We start from the raw sequence: 18,613 nt of genomic DNA, 5'->3' as shown, positions 1-18,613 counted from the left end.
CAGCGAATTGTGCCCAAACCCAATCAATAAAAGTTGGTTGAAACATTAAGTTAGGTTTAATTAGCATGCGAGTCTTACTCTCAATAGCACAAGAATACCTTTGTCTGCTAAAAGGCAAATATAGGATAGGAGGGCGTTCTAGAATAGTAGGCAAACTTTGAGTCTGTCTGTGAAATATAGATTTTCTTATGCTTTTTCTTTAATAGGTGGCTAACCGTTCTTCCTTTCAGCATCTTCCTCAAACAGGATTGATCATGCTTGGGTGGAATATCCTTCAGCTACTTTCTTTCATGAATGAAAAAATCTCTTATTGGTTTTATGAACTCTAAGAGACTTGTGTAAGTTTGTTTTTATATTAGTTTTGGAACGTGCTAGGTGGAATGAATGTAGAAAGGGACTACAATCCGCCTCGCCTGTTATGTGATTTATTAAAAAGAGAAAGAGATCGTATACGTTGGTACAATCTCTTTCTCTTTTTGGGGTGATTCAACAGTACTTAGATAGCGCTACATGAAAAAATCACTGTCGAACAAAATTGTAGTTCTATCGAACTATATTCTGGTTAGCCTCCATACTGATAGGCTTCATGAAGTACAGATTCACTAGCTTACTGCCGACTGCAATGATATGAGGAATTTTGCGCAGAGTTTGAATTACCTTATTCTGGCCAGATTGACTAATTTTACTCACAGCAGCAGTGTGCTTAGTACACTTGTCTAATTCAGCGAAGAACTTAGGATCTTCTACATCCAAAATAATTGGGAACAAACGCCCTGCTGACTCGTTAGTCTTTTTAATCACTTCGATGTCATATTCACGAGCATCTAGACCCAGCGCTGCATAAAAGCTCTTGCGCTGGATATCGTTGAGATACATGGTGGCAAATACTGATAGCAAGAAGAAACGGCACCATAAACGAGCCTTCAGATCGTTTAAGAATTGAGGCTGAGATTTCATCATGGCCGCAAAGAAGTCACCATGTCGATTCTCGTCTTGGCACCAGTTATCGAAGAAGTTGAAGATAGGATAAATCGTGTCTTCAGGGTGCTTTTCTAGGTGACGAAAGATTGTAATGTAGCGCCAGTAACCGATCTTTTCTGATAGATAAGTGGCATAGAAGATGAACTTAGGCTTGAAAAAAGTGTACTTTTTACTCTTTGTCAGAAAGCCTAGATCCAACTGTAGATCAAAGTCTGACATTGCCTTATTGAGAAAGCCTGCATGACGCGCTTCGTCACGGCTCATTAGATCGAATCCTTCAGCCAATAGGGGATTGCGCCCTTTAAGCTTGCGAGCGAGTTCTTTGTAAAGCAAGAAGCCTGAGAATTCGGCAGTGCACGAGCGTTCTAAAAACTCAATAAAAACCTGACGGCGCTCACCTTGAATGTGGTCCCACGCACCTTCGAACTGCTCGTTACGAACAAAGTGGTGACGATTGTAGTCGACTTTGAATTCAGCGATGATGGCTTTGAGTTCTTCTTCGTTGCTAGAGACATCCATCTCTGCCATTTCTTCGAAGTCGGTAGTGTAAAACCGAGGAGTCAGAATTGTATCTTTGGCAGGTGCTTTCACACCGGGCCGAATTTCGTCAAATTTCGTCTGATTAGGTTTGGTTGCTACCATTTTTGCCTCTGTCGACCTTCATATCCGAAAGTTATGCATAGTTAGTGTACCAAGCCGAAATGCTGGGAAGTCAGGAGTTTGAGAATTGTAAAGAATCGAGTAGGAAGATGAAGTTGATGGGTGCTCGCTGCTGTGTGAGCAGCGTTTGCTGACTACTCTAAGTAGTCGCTAGTTTCTAGTTGCTTTGTCCAAAAGCGAGTCATTGTCCAAGAGTGAGTCGAAGCAAGGACTGACTCCCCTAATAATTACCAGTTGAGACTTACCAGTCAACCCGATTTGCCGCATCATAAAGGTCTGTTTGCTATTGCGCTTCTACTGCGTCGTCAACGCTATCTGAAGATTGTTCTGCCGCTCGCTGGGCTCGATATGCAGCTAGCTCTCTAGCAACAATTACTTGAATTTCTTCATGACTGGCGACGCCTTCATAGGCATAGCGATCATAGCCGCCGCGTTCTACTAGGGCCTTGAGATAGGTAACGCGATCTTCAGGGTTAGGATGACTAGAAATCCAGGTAGGCACGCTGCGACCGCTTGCCTGGGCTTGCTCGTTGAGAGTGATCATAACGTTGTAGACACCATCGGCCGCGTAGTTGCTCGCTGCAAGAATCTGGGTGCCGACAATGTCGGCTTGTCGTTCCATGTTGCGAGAGTAACCACTCAGAAAAACGTTGTTGATCAATCCACCATATGGTAGGTATTGGGCAATGCTGCTGCTGAGATTGCCTCTAGTCGCAATTTGAAAGCCGTGAGAAAGAACAGCGTGGGCAAGCTCATGAGAGAGTAGGCCGGCTAGTTCTGCTTCGGATTGCGTATCAAGGATGGCACCTGCGTTGACAAAAATTTTGCCACCAGGGAGCGCGAAGGCATTGAGATTAGGATCGAGAATGATATGAAACTCGTAGTCTAGATCGCGGCGACCAGTGGCTTGGGATAGACGATTTCCGATGCGACGTACATAGCCAAGCGCTTCAGGGTTTTGCAGCATCGGAATGCGCTGACGAATTTGATTAGATACTTGAGCGCCAACAGTATTTTCTCCTTGTAGTAGCAGAATAGCGGAGTTGGCAGCGGTGAAAGGGCCAAAGATGCTGCCAGTAAGTGCATAGCCAAGCGCGCCGGTAATGACGTTAGCGATCGCCCCTTCACGAATCTCCGCTCTAGTCTCTTGTTGAAATCGCTGTAGGTTTTGGTCGGCTAGCTGCTGCTGCTGCTCAGTGGCCACGTGATCGGAATTGAGGACAACGAACTGACGCGAGGCGATCGCCGCTTCTAACCACTGTTCTTGTGCCATAAAAAAATCGATCTGGGCTAGGAGCAAATCGCTTTGGCCAGGATATAGGGTAAGTGCGGCTTCAAGCACGTCGCTGGCGGCTTCAGGCTGATCATTTTCCTGCAGGGCGATCGCGTAGCGCAAATGTCCTGGGATGAAAGCTGGGTACTCTTCAGTAAGCAATCCTAATGCCGTCAGTGTCTGGGCGGGTGTTTGATTGTTAGCACCTGCTTGCGCCTCTCTCCAGTAAACCGCTGCGCCAGGTCTTAGCGAAGCCTCGTCTGTAAAAGGCTCAGGTGGAAGCGTTGAAAACTGTTGGGGAATGAGCCAAGTTTGATCCTTAGCCTGCTGATAAAGGGCTCTAGCCGCCGCAAAATTTCCGGCTGCATACTCCCTATCTGCCTGAATTAAGAGCTTTCTGCGGACCCGCTCTTCTGCTGTCACGCTTGGCGAACTGTCCTCAGCGGCATCTTCAGCAGAATCAGCGGACCCCTCAGTCTCTTCTTGGCTACTATCTTCGCTTGGCTCTTCTGATGGCTGCGCTTCTTCGATATCAGCTCCTTCTAAATCAACTGATTCTTCCGCAGCTTCATCAACTTCAAGATCGTTAGTATCAGAATCAGCAGCGACTTCTTCAAGATCGGCAGTGACTTCCCTCTCAGCGCTAGCAACAATAGCTGAAGGCATAGTAGGCACTTTGCCCGTGGCTGATAGCTGAGTACTCACTACGACTACTAGAGTCGTGAACAAAGCCAGCATTGTGGCCTTTGTGAGGGAATGGAAATTTTTCATTGAGTGACTGTGACTCAGGCGCAGAAACAGCAGACGTGAACGGAGACAGAGCTAGTTGATATGTGTCGCTCTAGAACAAGGAACTATATCAAAATCGTCAACGATTAATTTGTTTAGAACGATTGGACCTTTCGCTATACTGAAATATGTAATAAATCTTAAATTGAATCTATGAATTCCGAGACCATTGATGCGATTAAACCCTGGCTTAATTTTATCCATCCAGTATTAATGTGGGGGATTTTTGCCTTAACTCTTTATGCCGCCTATCTCGGCTACCAGCATCGACAGACTCGTTTGGCTACTGGGGAAGAGAAGAAGCAACTGATAAAAGGCAAGTTCCTAGCTCGCCATCATCAGGCGGGGTCTATACTGCTAGCCTCTATGGTGACTGGGAGTATCGGTGGCATGGGTGTTACCTACCTAAACAATGGCAAGCTGTTCTTTGGGCCCCATCTGTTAGCTGGCCTTGGCATGATGGCTCTGATTGCGACTTCGGCTTCGCTAGTGCCGTTTATGAAAAATGGTAATGATACAGCCCGCTATACCCATATCGCTTTGAATACTGTTCTAGTCGGTCTGTTCGGCTGGCAGGCTGTGACGGGCGTTCAGATCGTCCAAAGGATTTTGAGCAGTATGTTTAGCTAAGCAATATGTTTGGCTAAGAAAAAGGCAGACCCTATGGATGATGGGGGTCTGCCTTTGAGCTATCTCACTGTTGATTCACGCAGAGTGCTCCAGAAAGGGCGATTCCGACACAGTGAACAACCGCTCGTGAAACCAATATACCCGTCATACCAGAAAAAATTTCTTAGACTTACGTCCAATGGAGGATATCAATCTAGATAGGTTTCTGGTACGGGTAGCGATGGCCGTTTTATATCGAGAAGGCTGCTTTTTGATGCAGCTACGAGACGACTTCCCAACGATTCATTACCCAGGTGTCTGGGGATTTTTTGGTGGTCACATGGAGGCAGAAGAATCGCCAGAATGCAGCGTAAGGCGCGAACTGATAGAGGAAGTCGGCTATGCGCCTACTCAGCTAAGGCTGTTCTACAAGCGAGAAAGCATCGGCTACAGGCGTTACTACTATTATGGTGAATTAGCGGTGCCGCTGAGCCAGCTGCAGCTGAACGAAGGGCAGGACATGGCACTGTGTTCGGTGGCAGAGGTGCGTTCAGGCCAAAAATATTCTCGAAAGCTAGGTCAGGTGCGATCGCTCGGTGGTCCGCATCGACAGGTACTATTGGACTTTATTGAAAGTGGTCTAGCCTCGTTTGGATAGGATGCGGTGCTATCGAGTTGGATTTGGATTCTACTAGGAGGCTTGATTGCGGGCCGATTAGCTCAGCGGTTAGGAGCGCCGCCGCTGCTAGGTATGGTGCTCGCTGGGGCTGCGTTAGGTCCTCAGTTGGGCAATATGCTTAGCGTGGAGGTGCTGCAATCAGCAGATGCGCTACGCAGCATCGCAGTGATGGTGGTTTTGATGAAGGCCGGGTTAGGGCTAGACCCGGAGAAGCTAGCTCAGCAGGGAACAGTGGCGCTGCGGCTGGGATTTTTACCTGCAGCTTTTGAGGCGATCGCGGTCGCTTTTTGCGCGATGTGGCTGTTTCAATTTGATTTTTTCACTGGATTGCTGCTGGGGTGCTTAGTCGGTGCGGAATCTCCAGCAGTGATTGTGCCAGGAATGCTGCGGCTAAAAAGACTGGGATACGGCGTGAAGAAGGGCATTCCCGATGCCATTTTGATGGGTAGCGCCCTATCAGATGTGCTGCTGCTATTAGTGTTTAGTCTGCTGCTGGCGTTCTTGTCTCAAACGGCGGCGACAGAAGTTGTTTTACCTGGTGGCTTTGTTCTAAGTCCGTTGCAAGTGCTGCCCTTTCAAGTCGTGATGCAGGTGAGCTTGGGTGTTGTTGTCGGCTGGCTGAGTGCGAAGCTACTGATAGTTATGATTGTTCGACAACAATGGGTGCAGCCCGGTATACAGAGTACTTTGATCGTAGCGAGTAGTGCTCTATTGCTGGTCGTAACCGCGCAGCAGACGCTGTTGTTTTCTGGCTATCTAGCCGTAATGGCAACTGGATTCTTTTTGATTCAATCCGATCCACCTTTCGCAAGGCAGCTACGGCAAGGATTCGGCGGCCTATGGACGATTGCAGAGATTGTTCTATTTGTTTTACTAGGCGCGAGTATTCAAATTGGCATTTTAGAAGAGATCTTTTGGCTAGGATTGTTGTTATTAGTAATTGGGACTCTGATAGGGCGATCGCTGGGCTGGTATCTATCTACATTAGGGAGCAATTGGACCTTCAAAGAACGACTGTTCCTATTGCCAGGAAATTCGGCAAAGGCGACGGTGCAAGCTGCAATCGGAGCAATTCCTTTGGCGATGGGCATAGAAGGTGGAGAGGTGATTCTGGCGATCGCAGCGCTGTCCATTCTGATCACTGCACCTGCTGGAGCTTGGGCCATTCCAACATTCGCACCGAAGCTATTGCAGCGTGATCGGGTTGATCCGACAAAAACAACGGTTGATCAAACTTCTGTGCTTCTCGCTGCCGTCGATAGCTCTCCGACAGCTAAACAGGTTTTACTGAAGGCCGCAGAGATGGCGCGCCATAGTGAGGCTAGCGTTGTAGTAATTCATATCTATCAGCAGCTAGATAGCCTAGAACTCGACTGTCTAGAGATTCAGAGCCATAAGTTGCTAGCTGATATCCGCCATCAATTTGTTACAGTCTCAGGCTCGATTGAGAGAGAAATCCTACAGGCTGCTATTACCTACCACGCAACCGATATTGTTGTCGGTAAGAACAGCTTCAGCTTTATTAATGCGCAGACGACTGCTAAAAGATCTGTTGGTTCGGTAGCTCACCACCTCTTAGAGATGAGCGAACTGCCAATTACTATTGTTGAAGCTTCCTAAGCACAGTACTAGGCGCAGTAGAGTTCACTGCTCGTATCAGGTAAATCCTGCTTTTGAAAAGGTGAATGCGCTCCTTTGGTGGTTTGGGAAGGGGCAACGTCTTGCTGGCTTAGGTCGTCTAAATTACCTGCTCGCTTTCCTGATCAAAAAGATGAAAGCGAGTGAGATCGAACTGTAGGTTAAGAGCTTCGCCCGGAGCGACTTTGGCTCTAGGGTCTAAACGGGCGATAAATTCGGTGCCATCTTGCAGCGTGAAGTAAACGATGATTTCATAGCCCATCAGTTCGACAACGGTAGCGGTAGCTGGAATGCTGACCGGAGTAATACCAGGCGGAACATACTGAGGATGGTAGATCCCTTCGGGGCGGATACCGAAAACGACAGGGCGACCCTGAAATTCCAGGTAGCGCTCAAGCCGCTCGGGTGGGATTGGAACAACAATGCCGCTATCGGTTTTGATGACTAGCTCGTCGTTTTGTCGGAGTAGCCTCGCCTCGAAAAAATTCATCGATGGGCTACCTAAGAAGCCCGCCACAAAAATATTGTTAGGATGATCGTAGACGTTTTGAGGTGTGTCAATCTGTTGCAAAATGCCGCTGTTCATCACCGCAATACGAGAGCCCATCGTCATTGCTTCGGCCTGATCGTGAGTGACATAGACAAAGGTAGTGCCAACTTTCTTATGCAGCTGGCTGAGTTCGGCGCGGGCTTGAACCCGGAGTTTGGCATCGAGGTTAGAGAGCGGCTCATCCATCAAAAAAACAGCCGGCGATCGCACAATTGCTCGGCCCAAGGCAACCCGCTGCCGTTGTCCACCTGATAGCTGCTTGGGCTTGCGATCCAATAAGTGTTCAATCCCTAGCTGCTGTCCGGCGGCCTTCACTCGTTTATTAATTTCAGCTTTCGAGACGCCCTTAAGATCTAAACTAAAGCCCATATTCTCGGCGACAGTCATATGCGGATACAGCGCATAAGATTGAAATACCATCGCGATATCTCGATCTTTAGGGGTGACGTTGTTTACCCTTTGTCCACCGATGTAGATGCTGCCGCTAGTAATATCTTCTAGGCCTGCTAGCATCCTAAGCGAAGTGGTTTTACCGCAGCCAGAAGGTCCTACTAGAACCAGAAACTCTTTATCCTCTAGCTGGATGTTTAAGTCTTTTACAGCGACAAATCCGTTTTCGTATTGTTTGGTGACATTCTCAAAGGTGACACTAGACATAGGAATAAAGAGAAATAATAAAGGGTAAGTTTTTAGGGTTAATTTCCTAGGTTTGGGTTTTCTATCCTTTGACGGAGCCTGCTAGCAGACCGCGCACGAAGTAGCGCTGTAGGGCAAAAAAGACAATCATCGGCACCAGCATAGAGACGAACGCCCCAGCGGTGAGAAGAAACCAATCCTGGCCGCGATCGCCCACAATATTTCTGAGTACTAGCGTCACTGGAGCAACATCTTGATTGCCGCCTAGATATACTAGAGCCACAAGCAAATCATTCCAGACCCAAAGAAACTGAAAGACGGCAAAAGAGGCGATCGCCGGCATGCTGAGTGGAACAATGACTCGTGAGAATACCTGTAAGTGGGAAGCGCCATCAACCGTTGCAGCTTCGATTAAATCGCGGGGCAATGAGCCAATGTAATTGCGCAATAGGTATACGCCTAGCGGCAATCCATAGGCACTGTGCGCCAGCCAAACCGCGAGGTAAGTGCCAGAGAGCCCTAGTGCGGTATAGGCTCGCAAGATTGGAATTAACGTCATCTGTAGCGGTACGACTAGGAGCCCAACGGTAATGATGAATAAGGTTTGACGGCCGGGAAATTCCATCCAAGCAAGCGCGTAGGCTGCGAAGGTAGCGATCGCAATCGGAATCACCGTCGCAGGCACGGAAATCACTAAGCTGTTGAGAAAAGCTTGTCCCATGCCCTGATCGAACAAGACTTGAGCATAGTTGCTAAGCGTGAACTGGGTAAATTCAAACGGATTGACAAACACAGTCCACCAGCCGCTACTGGTTAAGTCTTCAGCGGGCCGAAAGGAGCTGATCAATAGCCCTAGCGTTGGCAATGTCCACAGAACCGCAATCGCAACGACCGCAATATGGACTGGCGCTTTGGCCACAAATTGCTCGAACCCAGACTTTTCTTTGCGGCTGCGCTGATAGCGCGGACCCGGTAGCCGTGGCTGAGGCGATTGTGGAGGAATGGATTTGGCGCTCGTCATCGATCTAGCTCCTGCTGGCGAAAGCGGCGAATGTTGGCCACCATGACGGGAATGACCGCGATCAGTAAGATAACTGCGATCGCACTACCCCGACCAAAGTTGCGAAAGTTGAACATTTCTCTGACCATTCGACTGGCGATCACATCGGTATCTAAGTTGCCACCTGTCATCACAAAAACAATATCAAACACCTTCAGTACTAAGACAATCACCGTCGTGGAGACCACTGTTACCGTTGGCATGATCATCGGTACGATAATCCGCCGAAAAATCTGAAACTCGTTAGCACCGTCTACTCTAGCGGCTTCGATTACATCTTTAGGCACGCCTTTGACGGCTGAAGAGAGCAGCACCATACAAAAGCCTGTCTGCAGCCAAATCATAATGGCAATCAGCGCAAAGTTATTGATATCACGCTCGACTAGCCAGCCAATCGGTTCGAACCCGAGAAAAGTCACAACCGCGTTGAGTAGTCCAATCTGTTCACTTCCCGCTGGCCGATAGGCATAGACAAATCGCCAGATAACGCTCGCGCCCACGAACGAAATCGCCATCGGTAAGAAGATCAAGGATTTAGCCAAAGGCTCATATCGCACCCTATCGACTAACACAGCGATGATTAACCCTAGTCCAACGCTAATACCTGTTACTAACACTAGCCATAGCAGGTTGTTGCGAAAAGCAATCAACATATCGGGCGAGGTGAAGGCAAAAATATAGTTTCTCAGTCCGACAAAGCGACTCGAATCGTTGTTGAAAAAGCTGAGATAGATAGTGCGAATGGTGGGTAGCACCAGATAAACCAACAGCAGTAGGAGGGAGGGTCCTACATAAATCCAGGGCAGAATTCGGCGCTGCGTTCCTTTGGGTAGAGCCTTTTCAACCAGGATATTGAGCCCATAGAAGATAGCAATGACACCGCCTGAGCCCAGCGCGATCGCCAGTAGTGCTCTGAGTATCAACAACAGGTTGTTATCCATAAATCAGCTCGTTCTGTGCGCCCCGTACTATTGGTCCAAGGATTTGCTCGAATTATGATGCTTGGCGATCGCGCACCTCCAGGAATACTAGCAGCGCGTTCACATCCGCCGGATTGACACCGCCAATCCGCGTTGCTTGTCCCACCGTCAGCGGTTTGACCTTGTTCAACTTCTCTCTTGACTCCATCGATAGTGTCTCGACGGTCATATAGTCCAAGTCTTGCGGCAGCGATCGATTTGTCTGACGAGAAACCAGATCAATCTGTTTTTGCTGACGCTGAATGTAGCCAGAGTATTTTATATCGATTTCCGCGCCTTCTTTTTCGGCGGTAGTTAATGCTTGATTACCTAGACCGTAGCTTTCTAGATGCTCATAGTGAAACTTAGGCCGGCGAATCAAATCGGCAAGTGTAACTGACCCTTTGATCTTTTGCTGGGTGTCTGCGTAGATTTGTTGGCCAACTTCAGTCTGTTCTTTCACCCTTTCGGTGTGCAAACGCTCTTTTTCAGCGATGATATTTGCTTGCTTCTGTTGATATAGCTGCCAGCGGCGATCGTCGATCAGTCCAATCTCACGACCCAATGGCGTTAGTCTTTGGTCTGCATTATCCGAGCGCAAGATCAGCCGATACTCCGACCGAGAGGTCAGTACTCGGTAAGGTTCTCTCAAATCTTTCGTACAAAGATCGTCAATCAGCGTCCCTAGATAGCTACCTTCACGCGGAAAGACAATCAGCTCTTTAGCTTGAACCAAACGGGCCGCGTTAATACCTGCAACGAGTCCCTGCCCAGCGGCTTCTTCGTATCCAGTCGTGCCATTGATCTGCCCCGCACAAAAGAGCCCTTCAACCTTCTTGGTCATTAGGGTAGGAAAACACTGCGTCGCCGGAATATAGTCGTAGTCTACAGCGTAGGCAGGGCGGAGCATTGTGCAGTTTTCTAAGCCGGGTAGCGTGTGGAGCATGTCCACCTGCAAATGTTCAGGCAGACCCGTCGAGAAACCCTGAATGTAAAGCTCAGGATAGTCGCGGCCTTCTGGCTCGATAAAAATCTGATGGCTTTCTTTATCGGCAAAGCGGACGATTTTATCTTCTATGCAAGGACAGTAGCGCGGCCCCTTGGCTTCGACCCAGCCACCGTAGACCGGTGAAAGGTGTAGATTATCGCGCACTAGCTGATGGGTGGCTGCGGTAGTGCGAGTCATGTAGCAAGGAATTTGCTCTCGTTCTTGCCAAACTTCTGGGTCAAAGCTGAACCAGCGGACGTTCGGATCGCCTGGCTGTTCTTCGAGGCGGCTGTAGTCGACAGAGCGCTTGTCAACGCGAGCGGGCGTCCCAGTTTTGAGTCTGCTGGTTTCAAAGCCGAGACGACTCAGGGTTTCGCTCATGCCGATCGCAGCGGGCTCTCCGGCGCGGCCAGCGGAAAGGGATTTTTTACCGACCCAGATAGTGCCATTGAGAAAGGTGCCGGTCGTGAGAATAGCGGCCTGACATCCAAAGGTCATGCCGAAGTGGGTTTCGATACCGATAATCTCACCGCGATCGCCCAACACTAGATCGGTCGCCATCCCTTCACGCAGGATCAGATTCTCCTGGTTTTCTACGACCGACTTCATCACAGCAGCGTACTCACGCTTGTCTGTTTGCGCCCGCAGAGCCCACACCGCTGGACCACGCGAGCTATTGAGAATTCGCTTTTGTAGATAGGTGCGATCAGCGATTTTGCCAATTTCCCCGCCCAGAGCATCGACTTCGTGAGCAAGCTGTGACTTGGCCGGACCTCCCACGGCAGGGTTACAGGGCTGCCAGGCAATGCGATCTAAGTTCATTGTCAGCAGCAAGGTGCGACACCCTAAACGAGCGGCAGCAAGCGCAGCTTCGCAGCCAGCATGGCCTGCACCTACTACTACAACGTCAAATTGGTCTGAAAAAGAAACACTCATACTGCAGGCAATAGTATCTATGCGACCAACCTAGAGGCGCTCTAGTTGCGGAGGTCAGAACTCACTGTCCGTCCGATATTGGTCTGACATCATTCTAGCGATTGATGGCTGTACCCAAGTGATATTCCTAGAAGACGACCTATAAGGCGTAAGAAGTCTGTAAGCTTGCAGAATATACATAAATTTTTCTTTAAGAAATAGGAAGCGTCAAACATGGATTTTGGTCAGCTGCTGGCTCAGCGCAAACGTGCCATTATTGATACGTGGATGACGCAGGTTCGTGGGGACAATCACATTGAGAGCAGCCAAGATCTGACCTACGAGGCGATTTTAGATAGTTTGCCTAATCTGCTAGATGCGATCGCTCATTTGCTTCGTGATCCTCAGCTCTCAGACGTTCGCGCTGCTATTGATCAAGCTGACGTTCATGGCGAAATGCGCGCTAAACAAGGGTATAGCGCAGGTGAAATCGTACGAGAGTATGGCATTTTACGCGGCATCATATTTGACGAACTAGAAGCGAAGCTGCTGACCAGCGACACCCGGTTAACTCTACGAGCCACCCGATTGATAGATGGTGTGCTAGATAAGACGATCGCCTTTTGCCTAGATCGCTACACGGACGAACGCCTGCGTGAGGTGAAATGGCTGTATGACGAGATGATGGTCAGTAATCAAGAACTAGACCGCTTGGCTCGTAATGAACAGAGGAACATGGCTTATCTTGCTCATGAGCTTAAAAGTCCATTGAGCTGCATCATTGGCTACTCTGACCTGTTTTTGCGGCAGCAGAGTTCGCATACGAAGCCCAACTTTGATTTTATTGAGCAGGTGCTAGCCAATGGCAGGCGACTGCTAACGATGATCAATGAGACGTTAGAGATCTCTTATTGTAGATCTGGACAGATGGCGATCAAGCTTGAGCAGGTCGACCTTAGTAGTTTGATAGAAGAAGTTGCTACTGTCCTCAGCACCTTGGCTCAGCAGAAGGCACTATCGATTGAGGTAGATTGTCAGGCTGATATTGAGCCTATGACAACTGACCAAACTCGGCTAAGGCAGGTACTCACTAACCTGATTAGCAATGCGGTTCGTTATACAGAGGAAGGCAGTATTAAAGTCAAAACAAGGCTAGTGCGAGGTAGGGAGAATAATCTAGTAGAAGTCGCTGTGATCGATAGCGGATTAGGTATCGATAGTGCCGAGCAAGATCGGATTTTTGAACCGTATTATCAAGGGGAAGCGGGCCAAAGGGCGGCAAGTAGTACGGGTTTGGGTTTGGCGATCGCCCGCCAACTGGTAGAACTGCTGCAAGGCAGCATTCGTTTAACCTCTGAACCTAACGTCGGTTCAACTTTCACCATAGTTTTGCCACTTCACTATTCAACCGGCGCTCAGCTAAAAACCCAGACAGAAGCCATTAGTGGCTCCAAAATGCACAGCTGAGCACCTGCTTTAGACGAATCGATTCATCTGATGGCGAAGTTTTTTGGCTACCTAACTTCAATGGATATCTCAGAATTGGATATCTCAAACCTGATGTTCTAGAGTCTCAGAGTCGATAACCTATGTCACCAAGTCGTCTGTCGTCTAGTCGTCTGTCGCCTAGTCGTCAAAAGTCTCGAAAATCCTATGTCACCTAGTCGTCAAAAATCTAAAATGTTGGCAGGCGAGCTATACCTTGCTAACGATCCTGAGCTGGCATCCGCCCACCTACAAGCGCAGTCCATCCTGTCAAGGTTCAACACAACCGCAGCGGATGCAACAGAAGAACGTCGGATTTTGCTGACCGAGCTTTTTGCCCGCTTTGGGGAAGACACCATACTGAAGCCAACGCTGCGTTGTGACTACGGCTTCAACATCGCTATTGGTAAGCGCAGCTTCATCAACTACGACTGTGTCCTCCTTGATTGCAACAAGATCACGATTGGTGATGAAGTGCAAATTGCGCCCGGCGTCCACATCTATACAGGAACCCATCCTTTGGAGGCAAAGACACGTCGAGCCGGGCTTGAGTACGCCCTGCCTGTTTCTATCGGAGATGGCGTTTGGTTGGGGGGTCGAGTCGTTGTCTGCCCTGGTATTAGCATTGGTGAGAACACAGTAGTAGGTACAGGCAGCGTCGTCACACGAGACCTACCGGCTAACGTGTTGGCTGTAGGCAGCCCGTGTCGCGTCATACGGCAACTCTGATTAGTTGTTCTTGGGTAAAAACTGCTCTAGCAATGGCTGCCAGTCAGCGTCAGTTTGCTCCTGAATCACCTGCGCGCTAATTGCTTCTAGCTGCTGGGCATCATTTGGCAGTGCAAAAGCATAGCGCCGAGCCTGAAGTCCGGTAGATTCTACAACGAACCGTCTTTGAAAGCTGTTCTTGTTGATATAGCTCAGCAGTGCTGCGTCATCAACGAAGGCGTCTATCTGGTCATCGGCGATCGCATTCAAACCATCTTCTGGCACATTGATCGGCTGAAAAGAGATCTCTTGTTCTTTTAGCGCCTCGGCTGCATTAGAGCCCTCTACGCTGCCGACTTTTAGCTGCTTGAGGACCGCTACCTGCGTGAGTTGCCCGCTATCGTCCGCAGCCAGCACAGAAGTAATAGACGCTGTCAAGGTTGCCGCTACGGCTAATGCAACAATCATCCAAAGCAACGCTACTAGGCGACCGCCAAACGTAGTGGGTACTTTGTCGCCATAGCCGACGCTGGTCATGGTCACTGCCGACCACCAAAAGCTATCCCAAAGTCCACTCATCATGCCCTTGCCAAAAACTTCTTCATCAGAGCGTCGCTCAAACAACCAGACAATCATGCCCACTACTAGTAACAGCACTGAGAGCCATAGAGAGATCCACAAGAAACGAGGCGTTAGAACGGCCTTAACATTATCTAGAATGTTGCGCTGCGCCGTTTGAGCGATGCCGATAGAGGTGACGTAGTAGCTTTGAGTAAAATCTACCCGCTCTTCTGCTCTAGCGGTTGCAGCAGCAGTGATGGCAATATCTATCGTTCCGTTTTCTACCTGGTCTATCGCTGCGTTGGGCGCGATCTCTTGCCATTCGTAATCAATGCCTAACTCTTCGGCGACTTCTCGCCATAGGTGAACGCCGATGCCGTCCCAGTCTGTACCTGATTCAGTTTTAGTGGCGATCGCAAACGGTGGTAGATGACTAACCCCTACAACCATTGACCCAGTCCCTTGGGCGCTCGCTGGCGGCGTGTCGGCGCTGGTTTCGCGGTTGTCTTCAGTAGTTGGCGGCGCTGTCTGAGTCTGCGCATTCGCAGGTGGGCGCGTTGGTAGATACAGCCCTAAGAAAAACAGCAGAAAAGCTATTCCACATCGCTTACTAAAGATTTGACCGAACTTTCTAGAACGGGCGCTAGCTTGCTTTTGTAAAAAGTACATATGAAGAAATCGCTTTAGCCTTATCTTTATTTTGTCCAGCATGGCGGCTTACTTTGATTCATCCATCACCGTACAGACAGAAATCAAACACCTTCCGTTACTGCTATCTCACTACTGACTACTGTTGACGAACTCTACGCCAGATCTAGCTCATCGCAGTAGCTGATCTATCGTTCCCTTTCGAGAGCAAAGTAGCGAATGCTGACAGCCGCTATTTGTACAGATCACTGTAGTATGACAGCACCAGATCTTGGGCATATAGCCGAGCATGCCTTTAGAAGCCACTTCCTATGGACTCAAATCTACTTACCGCTCTCTTCCTACCCTTAGCGCTTTTCCTTATTATGTTAGGGATAGGCCTTGGCCTGACATTAGCCGATTTCAAGCGCATCGTTGTCGCACCCAAAGCGGTGCTAGTTGGCCTAACTGCCCAGCTGATCCTTTTGCCATGCGTAGGATTCTTGCTAGCTTCTCTTTTTCCATTGAGACCTGAGTTAGCAGTAGGGGTGATAGTCTTAGCAGCCTGTCCGGGTGGGCCTACCTCGAATCTGCTTACTTATTTAGCTGCTGGCAATGTTGCGCTTTCGGTGACGCTAACTGCGATTAGCAGTTTGATCACCGTGTTTACCATTCCCCTGGTTGTGAATCTGGCGACGCAGCAGTTTGTTGGAGAAGGGGTTGCTCTACAATTGCCTTTTCTTGAAACAGTCCTTCAAATTGCTGTCATCACACTTATTCCGATTGGACTGGGTATGTTGCTGCATCGATATGCGCCCTTATTTTCAGCAAATGTAGAGAAATGGGTAAAGTGGCTATCGCTATTTTTCTTAGGTCTCATTATCTTTGGACTCTTGCTAACAGAGCGGAACAATCTAGCTAGCTATATTGTTCAAGTCGGCTGGGTGACGCTAGCACTCAACCTGACGGCAATGACTCTAGGCTATCTGCTAGCTAGGTTAGCCAAGGTAGATCAAAAGAGTTCCATCGCGATTACTTGTGAAGTCGGCATTCAAAACGGAACGTTAGCGATCGCAGTGGCTACTGCCCCTACCCTACTAAACAATCCAACGATGTCTATTCCAGCCGCGATATATAGCCTATTGATGTTCGTCACGGGCGGTGCTTTAGCCGCATGGACCCGGCATAAAAACGTAGAAAACAACACAATTTCCTCAAGCAGGAGCAGCTAGTTTCTTCTAATTTCAGTATCGAATCCATGAACGGCCCTACCTCAGCAATTAGAGGAATACAACACAATTAGCAATACCGAAAACCAAAACCAATTCGACTAGATTATCTTGAGTCATGGTAGATTCCTTCTGACGCTTGTATACTCGGCACCCCATATGAACCTCCCTTCCCTAATTGCATTTGACTTTGATGGGGTGATCTGCGACGGACTCATTGAATACTTCGAGACGGCTTGGCAGGCATATTGTCAGCTGTTTCAGCCAGATGAGACGACACCACCAGATGGCCTAGCAGAGAGGTTTTATCCCTTGCGCCCAGTCATTGAAACGGGATGGGAAATGCCAGTGCTGGTCGAAGCTTTGATCAAAGGCGCTCAAGATCAACAGATTATTGACGAGTGGCCAGAAATGGCACTGCCCTATCTAGAAGCGGCGAATCTGACTAAAAAGCAGTCAGTGCAGGCACTAGATGGCGTACGCGACCAGAAAATTCAGTCAGACTTACAGGGTTGGTTAGACCTGCATCGATTCTATCCTGGGGTAGTTACTCGGCTAAAGGCACTATTAGATAGTGATTTGCCAATATACATTGTTAGCACTAAAGAAGGGAGATTTATTCAGGCCCTGCTATCGCAAAGCGGGGTGGATTTTCCTAGCGATCGCATCTTTGGCAAAGAGGTCAAGCGGCCAAAATATGAGACGTTGCGATCGCTAAAAGAAACGCACAACATAGAACGTATCTGGTTCATCGAAGATCGATTGCCTGCCCTCAAAGCAGTTGCTGAGCAAAGTGATCTCATAGAAGTGCAGCTGTTCTTAGCTGATTGGGGCTATAACTTGAAAAGCGATCGCGTGCTCGCAAGACAAGACGACAGGATTCATCTATTATCATTGCAGCAAGTAGTACAGCCGTTCGATCAATGGATGTAGGTAGCCCATGCTCGATCTTTCCAAACTTGCTCGTCAAATGCAGGGCATCAGCGATCATCTGAGTAAAGAGGCAGAGGCAGCTAGGCGGCGAGTAGAGATTGCTCGAACGTTGATGGTGCAAGCAACAAAAGCTCAATCACCTTTGACTCAACAGCTAGAGGACTACCGCGATCGCCTACTTTTCGCCGCGGCTGAACCGATTGAACCGTTAGATACCAAAGTTGTCCTACACACCGCGCCAGAGGCTCATACGATAGTCTCTTCTGATGGCTCTCAAATCTCTCCTAGCCATCACGAAATTGCCTACTGCTATCTGTTGAATATCAGCAGGGTGATTATTCACTATGGTCAAAGTCGCTATCCTGTGCTTGATAGTTTGCCAGAAGTCATTTACAGAGCCGAAGACCTCTATGCTTCTCGTCAGTGGGGAATTAGTACAGAAGAATGGATGGGCTACAAGCGAACCGCCGCTGAAGCTATCATGCTATCTGAACTAGGAGAGAAAGATTCTGTTCCAACGCTAGCAATGACAGATGGATCCTTGATCTACTGGTTTTTAGAACAAATTCCTACCGCCGCTCGCGATCAAATCCTGTTACCCGTTCTGGCGGCCTGGGAAAAATTGCGAGAAAAGAGAATTCCGATCATGGGATACATCAGCTCATCTCGCAGTAGTGAAGCGCTCAATTTCTTGAGACTCCAAGCCTGCCCGTATGAAGGACCAGACTGTCGTGCCCACTGCGAAGATCAGCGTAGCCAGATGCCCTGTCAAACCTTCTCGCCTTTGCGCGATGTGACCCTATGGGCTACAACGCTATCGCCTGGGGAAAGAGGACCGCTATGGAAAAGCTCGGCAGATATCTTGAGCTGCTATGGCGCTCACACCGTATATTTTTGCTATGTGCATGTGGGTGCGGAGATAGCGAGGGTAGAGTTCCCCCAGTGGGTGATAGAAGATTCCAACCTGCTCGATTCCGCATTGAGCCTAATGCTAGCGCAGGTCCAAAAGGGGTTTGGTTATCCAGTGGCGCTAGCAGAAGCACATAATCAAGCGGTTGTGAGAGGAGGCGATCGCACCCGATTCTTCACCCTGCTAGAACAACAAATGATCCGCGCGGGCCTGAAAAATGTTGGCACCTCATTCAAAGAAGCGCGCAAACGAGGAAGCATCGCTTAGGCGACGAGAATACGGTTGCGATCGCGGCTGTCGAGTTTTTAGGGCACTTTTCTGTTCTACTTAAATCTGTTCTACCTGCGTGTTTGAAGAGATGTTTGCGTTGATGAGGATAAGATACTGCTGTGAGAAGATAGCTGGCAGCTCCGCGGAAGAATG

General features: G+C 48.8%; 15 protein-coding genes. 8 read left to right on the top strand and 7 right to left on the bottom strand.

What is annotated here, in order from left to right; translation table 11 throughout:
- Nucleotides 1-543: 543 nt before the first annotated feature.
- Complete coding sequence (acsF, locus tag S7335_RS04950) at nucleotides 544-1,623, bottom strand: magnesium-protoporphyrin IX monomethyl ester (oxidative) cyclase (protein WP_006456008.1); 1,080 nt, start codon at nucleotides 1,621-1,623, stop codon at nucleotides 544-546.
- 301 nt (nucleotides 1,624-1,924) lie between these two features.
- Complete coding sequence (locus S7335_RS04945) at nucleotides 1,925-3,652, bottom strand: M48 family metallopeptidase (protein ID WP_006454534.1); 1,728 nt, start codon at nucleotides 3,650-3,652, stop codon at nucleotides 1,925-1,927.
- A 204-nt stretch (nucleotides 3,653-3,856) separates the two neighbouring features.
- Between S7335_RS04945 and S7335_RS04940 the strand changes: the two genes are divergently transcribed.
- From S7335_RS04940 to S7335_RS04930, 3 genes are all read left to right on the top strand, one after another.
- A complete protein-coding gene (locus tag S7335_RS04940; RefSeq protein WP_038015647.1) occupies nucleotides 3,857-4,333 on the top strand; it encodes a DUF4079 domain-containing protein in 477 nt (158 codons plus the stop codon).
- Between the two features lie 178 nt (nucleotides 4,334-4,511).
- A complete protein-coding gene (locus S7335_RS04935) occupies nucleotides 4,512-4,970 on the top strand; it encodes an NUDIX domain-containing protein (RefSeq protein WP_006453679.1) in 459 nt (152 codons plus the stop codon).
- Nucleotides 4,971-4,976: 6 nt separating this feature from the next.
- The gene (locus S7335_RS04930; protein ID WP_006457311.1) at nucleotides 4,977-6,611 is read left to right on the top strand and encodes a cation:proton antiporter; all 1,635 of its coding nucleotides are present in this window, start codon (nucleotides 4,977-4,979) and stop codon (nucleotides 6,609-6,611) included.
- A 118-nt stretch (nucleotides 6,612-6,729) separates the two neighbouring features.
- On the opposite strand, the gene S7335_RS04925 is transcribed toward S7335_RS04930, so the two are convergent.
- From S7335_RS04925 to mnmG, 4 genes are all read right to left on the bottom strand, one after another.
- The gene (locus S7335_RS04925; protein ID WP_006455663.1) at nucleotides 6,730-7,836 is read right to left on the bottom strand and encodes an ABC transporter ATP-binding protein; all 1,107 of its coding nucleotides are present in this window, start codon (nucleotides 7,834-7,836) and stop codon (nucleotides 6,730-6,732) included.
- A gap of 61 nt (nucleotides 7,837-7,897) precedes the next feature.
- Entirely contained in the window at nucleotides 7,898-8,836 is a 939-nt protein-coding gene (locus tag S7335_RS04920) for a carbohydrate ABC transporter permease (RefSeq protein WP_006456818.1), read from the bottom strand.
- Nucleotides 8,833-9,816, bottom strand: a complete 984-nt coding sequence (locus S7335_RS04915; RefSeq protein WP_006454838.1) for a carbohydrate ABC transporter permease — start codon at nucleotides 9,814-9,816, stop codon at nucleotides 8,833-8,835. The genes S7335_RS04920 and S7335_RS04915 overlap by 4 nt, the downstream gene beginning before the upstream one ends.
- Nucleotides 9,817-9,868: 52 nt before the next feature.
- Complete coding sequence (gene mnmG / locus S7335_RS04910) at nucleotides 9,869-11,758, bottom strand: tRNA uridine-5-carboxymethylaminomethyl(34) synthesis enzyme MnmG (RefSeq protein WP_006457036.1); 1,890 nt, start codon at nucleotides 11,756-11,758, stop codon at nucleotides 9,869-9,871.
- 213 nt (nucleotides 11,759-11,971) lie between these two features.
- Between mnmG and S7335_RS04905 the strand changes: the two genes are divergently transcribed.
- Both S7335_RS04905 and S7335_RS04900 read left to right on the top strand, forming a co-directional pair.
- The gene (locus S7335_RS04905) at nucleotides 11,972-13,204 is read left to right on the top strand and encodes a HAMP domain-containing sensor histidine kinase (RefSeq protein ID WP_006454804.1); all 1,233 of its coding nucleotides are present in this window, start codon (nucleotides 11,972-11,974) and stop codon (nucleotides 13,202-13,204) included.
- 186 nt (nucleotides 13,205-13,390) lie between these two features.
- Nucleotides 13,391-13,951: a sugar O-acetyltransferase gene (locus S7335_RS04900; RefSeq protein WP_038015644.1), complete on the top strand. Its 561-nt coding sequence runs from the start codon at nucleotides 13,391-13,393 to the stop codon at nucleotides 13,949-13,951.
- On the opposite strand, the gene S7335_RS04895 is transcribed toward S7335_RS04900, so the two are convergent.
- Complete coding sequence (locus S7335_RS04895) at nucleotides 13,952-15,160, bottom strand: transporter substrate-binding domain-containing protein (protein WP_006457671.1); 1,209 nt, start codon at nucleotides 15,158-15,160, stop codon at nucleotides 13,952-13,954.
- Nucleotides 15,161-15,450: 290 nt separating this feature from the next.
- Here S7335_RS04895 and S7335_RS04890 point away from each other — a divergent pair, with 290 nt between their 5' ends.
- The 3 genes from S7335_RS04890 to S7335_RS04880 all read left to right on the top strand — a co-directional run bounded on the left by S7335_RS04890 (nucleotide 15,451) and on the right by S7335_RS04880 (nucleotide 18,457).
- Nucleotides 15,451-16,350, top strand: a complete 900-nt coding sequence (locus S7335_RS04890) for a bile acid:sodium symporter family protein (protein ID WP_038015641.1) — start codon at nucleotides 15,451-15,453, stop codon at nucleotides 16,348-16,350.
- Nucleotides 16,351-16,506: 156 nt separating this feature from the next.
- Nucleotides 16,507-17,280: an HAD family hydrolase gene (locus S7335_RS04885; protein WP_006453791.1), complete on the top strand. Its 774-nt coding sequence runs from the start codon at nucleotides 16,507-16,509 to the stop codon at nucleotides 17,278-17,280.
- 7 nt (nucleotides 17,281-17,287) lie between these two features.
- Nucleotides 17,288-18,457, top strand: coding sequence for a DNA double-strand break repair nuclease NurA (locus S7335_RS04880; RefSeq protein WP_006456214.1), 1,170 nt, complete (start codon nucleotides 17,288-17,290; stop codon nucleotides 18,455-18,457).
- Nucleotides 18,458-18,613: the final 156 nt, after the last annotated feature.

The sequence above is a fragment of the Synechococcus sp. PCC 7335 genome (genome assembly GCF_000155595.1).
Classification (GTDB): Bacteria; Cyanobacteriota; Cyanobacteriia; order Phormidesmidales; family Phormidesmidaceae; genus Phormidesmis.
The sequence above is the reverse complement of the archived record's forward strand: the minus strand, read 5'-3'. Positions and strand labels throughout refer to the sequence as shown.

Bases quoted from the DNA above. Each gene is read 5' to 3' on its own strand.
- acsF (WP_006456008.1), bottom strand. From the start codon at position 1,623: ATGGTAGCAACCAAACCTAATCAGACGAAATTTGACGAAATTCGGCCC.
- S7335_RS04945 (WP_006454534.1), bottom strand. From the start codon at position 3,652: ATGCTGGCTTTGTTCACGACTCTAGTAGTCGTAGTGAGTACTCAGCTA.
- S7335_RS04940 (WP_038015647.1), top strand. From the start codon at position 3,857: ATGAATTCCGAGACCATTGATGCGATTAAACCCTGGCTTAATTTTATC.
- S7335_RS04935 (WP_006453679.1), top strand. From the start codon at position 4,512: ATGGAGGATATCAATCTAGATAGGTTTCTGGTACGGGTAGCGATGGCC.
- S7335_RS04925 (WP_006455663.1), bottom strand. From the start codon at position 7,836: ATGTCTAGTGTCACCTTTGAGAATGTCACCAAACAATACGAAAACGGA.
- S7335_RS04920 (WP_006456818.1), bottom strand. From the start codon at position 8,836: ATGACGAGCGCCAAATCCATTCCTCCACAATCGCCTCAGCCACGGCTA.
- S7335_RS04915 (WP_006454838.1), bottom strand. From the start codon at position 9,816: ATGGATAACAACCTGTTGTTGATACTCAGAGCACTACTGGCGATCGCG.
- mnmG (WP_006457036.1), bottom strand. From the start codon at position 11,758: ATGAGTGTTTCTTTTTCAGACCAATTTGACGTTGTAGTAGTAGGTGCA.
- S7335_RS04905 (WP_006454804.1), top strand. From the start codon at position 11,972: ATGGATTTTGGTCAGCTGCTGGCTCAGCGCAAACGTGCCATTATTGAT.
- S7335_RS04900 (WP_038015644.1), top strand. From the start codon at position 13,391: ATGTCACCTAGTCGTCAAAAATCTAAAATGTTGGCAGGCGAGCTATAC.
- S7335_RS04895 (WP_006457671.1), bottom strand. From the start codon at position 15,160: ATGTACTTTTTACAAAAGCAAGCTAGCGCCCGTTCTAGAAAGTTCGGT.
- S7335_RS04890 (WP_038015641.1), top strand. From the start codon at position 15,451: ATGGACTCAAATCTACTTACCGCTCTCTTCCTACCCTTAGCGCTTTTC.
- S7335_RS04885 (WP_006453791.1), top strand. From the start codon at position 16,507: ATGAACCTCCCTTCCCTAATTGCATTTGACTTTGATGGGGTGATCTGC.
- S7335_RS04880 (WP_006456214.1), top strand. From the start codon at position 17,288: ATGCTCGATCTTTCCAAACTTGCTCGTCAAATGCAGGGCATCAGCGAT.